General features: G+C 66.5%; 3 protein-coding genes. 2 read left to right on the forward strand and 1 reads right to left on the reverse strand.

The genetic code is table 11. From position 1 onward, the window contains the following. Window positions 1-307: 307 nt before the first annotated feature. Entirely contained in the window at window positions 308-658 is a 351-nt protein-coding gene (locus tag JZ791_RS43890; RefSeq protein WP_216903871.1) for a hypothetical protein, read from the forward strand. Window positions 659-930: 272 nt separating this feature from the next. Next, entirely contained in the window at window positions 931-1,461 is a 531-nt protein-coding gene (locus JZ791_RS43895; protein ID WP_216903873.1) for a hypothetical protein, read from the forward strand. Between the two features lies 1 nt (window position 1,462). On the opposite strand, the gene JZ791_RS43900 is transcribed toward JZ791_RS43895, so the two are convergent. Beyond that, complete coding sequence (locus tag JZ791_RS43900) at window positions 1,463-2,359, reverse strand: TIGR03619 family F420-dependent LLM class oxidoreductase (protein WP_216903875.1); 897 nt, start codon at window positions 2,357-2,359, stop codon at window positions 1,463-1,465. Between the last annotated feature and the right edge of the window lie 242 nt (window positions 2,360-2,601).

The following is a 2,601-nucleotide window of genomic DNA, read 5'->3' on the forward strand; positions in this document are numbered from 1 at the left end:
GAGACAGGTGTGTGGGGCGCCGCGATGGCGGTCGGCGGCGACGCCCCGGGTGGGGGTGTGTGAGGTGCGTCCGGAGCCGGGTCACTGGGCCCGGTGTTCTCCTGGTGTGTCATCTCCCTGCCTTATGTGGTTGTGGAAATCGACCGATCTGAGGGGGACGCTACGGAGCGTGGGTGGGATCGATCTCCACGTCTGTTGTGTATCTGCTGTGTGCTCCCGGTTGCCGGTGCGTATCGCACTGCTGGTGACAGCCGATCCTACTACTGAATGTAGTTGATCTACCCGGTATGGCCTAAGCTCTGTGTTCATGTCATTCGTATTCAATGTGGTGGTCGTGCTTCACCTGCTGGGCCTGGCTGCCATCATCGGCGGATACGCGGCCTCGCGATCGACTGTGTCCGAGGTCATGGTGTGGGGAGCGCGGGCGCAGATCATCACCGGACTCGTGCTGACCGGCATGGCCGATTCGATCCACTCCCTGGACGAGCACCTGATCGCCGCGAAGATCATCACCAAGCTCGTGGTCGCGGTCGTGGTGGCCGGGCTCTGCGAGGTCGGGCGCGCGGATGCGAAGCGGGGCAAGGAGATCGCGTGGATGCCGCATGCCGCGGGCTGGCTGGCGATCGCGAACGTCTGCGTCGCGATGCTCTGGAACTGATAGACCCTGGCACGACATCGCGTTGACAGTGCGAGTGTTCGCGCTCACACTCGTTGATATATGTCCAGGCGGCATCCGGCCCGAAACCGGAAACGTCCCCTGGCGGTTCATGGTTCGACCAAAGCTCGTGAGGGACAACGATGTCCAGCGACACCTACGACTTCGATCGGTGTCCCGCTCCCGCGGTGAGTCTGGACCAGCTTGTGCGACAACGAGTATGGCCCTACGGCTGCTGGCTCTGGTGGTGTCTGGATCCCGCCCAGCGTCATGGTATGAGTTGCCGCGAGCTGCTGGCACTGTTGCGGACGGGGATGTGCGCGCAGTCGATTCTGTCGCTGCTGTGGCAGGTCGAGTTCGCCGCGCAGGACGAGGTGGGCCGCACCACGCTGGCCTCGATCGCCCAGGCGAACCGCAATTCGATCCTGCTCACCCGCATGGTCGTCGCGACCGGCCGGTGCGCGTACAAGATTCCGCTGTGGGTGCGGCTGATGGTCGCGCTCGCGGCGGTGCTGCCGTCCGTACCCGGATACCAGGGGTTACGACCACTGTTCGAACAGACCGCGGACCTGGGCGCACGGGACTCACCGGATTCACCCCTGTCCCGGCTGCGGATGCTGACCCGCGTCCGGCACCTGACCGCGGCACGCGAAGACCTCATCGACACCCTGAGATCTCCAGGGCCCGCAGTGGATTCATTCCGCGGCTGGTCCCTGTCCGCCGCCACGGCCGCCGCCCAGGCCGTGGCGACCTACCCCACCCTCTACCGCACCACCGTGCTCGCTCCGACCCCGATGTCCTGGTGAGTCAGCGCAGCCGATCCAGCAGCCGGACGGCGAGACCCAGGACTTCGTCCACCGTATCGGCGGTGTACATCAAGTCGACGAAGTAGTCGTCGTATCCGGTGCCCTCGGCGGCAGCCTCGATGGTGGCGGCGATCCCGTCGACGCCGCTGCCGTGGGCGACGTTCACCCGGACGACGGTGGCGATCTCGCCCGGATCGCGGCCCGCCGCCTCGGCCGCACGGTCGACCTCGGCCCGTGTGGCGCGCAGGTTCTCGATCTGCCCGTCCGCGCCGGGCACGCGCAGGACAGGCAGCCACCCGTCGCCGCGACGCCCCACCCGGGCGATGGCTGCCGGGTTGAACGCGCCCAGATGGATCGGGGGATGGGGCTTGCGCACGGTGCGCAGTTCGCTGCGGTGTCTGGGAACGGATACGTAATGCCCCTGGTAGGTTGCGGGATCGGTGGTCCAGATGGCCTCTAGTGCGTCGAGGGTCTCCTCGAAGCGGGCGCCGCGATGCTCGAACGGCACCCCAGCCGCCGCGTATTCCTCGGGCGACCAGCCGATTCCGAGCCCGGCGATCAGGCGTCCGCCGCTGATCACATCGATGGTGGTCAGCGAGCGTGCCAGCACGGCGGGCGGATACAGCGGCGCGATCAGCACATTCGTGCCCAGTAGTACCCGCTCGGTGCTCACCGCGGCCGCGGTGAGCACCACGAACGGGTCCAGCAATCGGTTGAACTCGTCGGGAAACGTTGTGCCACCGCCATATCCGACCTTCGGATCGACCGCCGCGAGCAGCCGATCACCGACCCACAGGCTGTGCGCCCCCGCGCTCTCCACCTCGCGCGCGAAGCGCCCCACCTGATTTCCCTGCTTGGCCTGCATCCCGAATTGCGGAATGGAAAATCCAATCTTCATATTTCCGTGATACCAGTGCGCCAGAAGCGCGTATCGAGTTCGATCACCGGCAGTCTCGTGATCGAGCCCAGTAGCGCCGCGAATCTCGTTTTGCCCGCGCCACCACGTCCGAGTACGACGACTCGTCACGCGATCGCTTGCTGGCCCGGTCAGGGCGTGTCGCGCTCGTTCGGTGGGAGCGTGGTGAGGCGGGTGAGGATCAGGTCGGCGACGGCGGCCATGCCGGCGGCGGTGGGGTGGAA

Origin of the sequence: Nocardia alni (assembly GCF_019038435.1) — a bacterium.
GTDB lineage: Bacteria > Actinomycetota > Actinomycetes > Mycobacteriales > Mycobacteriaceae > Nocardia > Nocardia alni.

What these genes read in the sequence shown, in the direction of transcription:
- JZ791_RS43900 (WP_216903875.1), bottom strand. Translation starts at nt 2,359, where the DNA reads ATGAAGATTGGATTTTCCATTCCGCAATTCGGGATGCAGGCCAAGCAG.
- JZ791_RS43895 (WP_216903873.1), top strand. Translation starts at nt 931, where the DNA reads ATGAGTTGCCGCGAGCTGCTGGCACTGTTGCGGACGGGGATGTGCGCG.
- JZ791_RS43890 (WP_216903871.1), top strand. Translation starts at nt 308, where the DNA reads ATGTCATTCGTATTCAATGTGGTGGTCGTGCTTCACCTGCTGGGCCTG.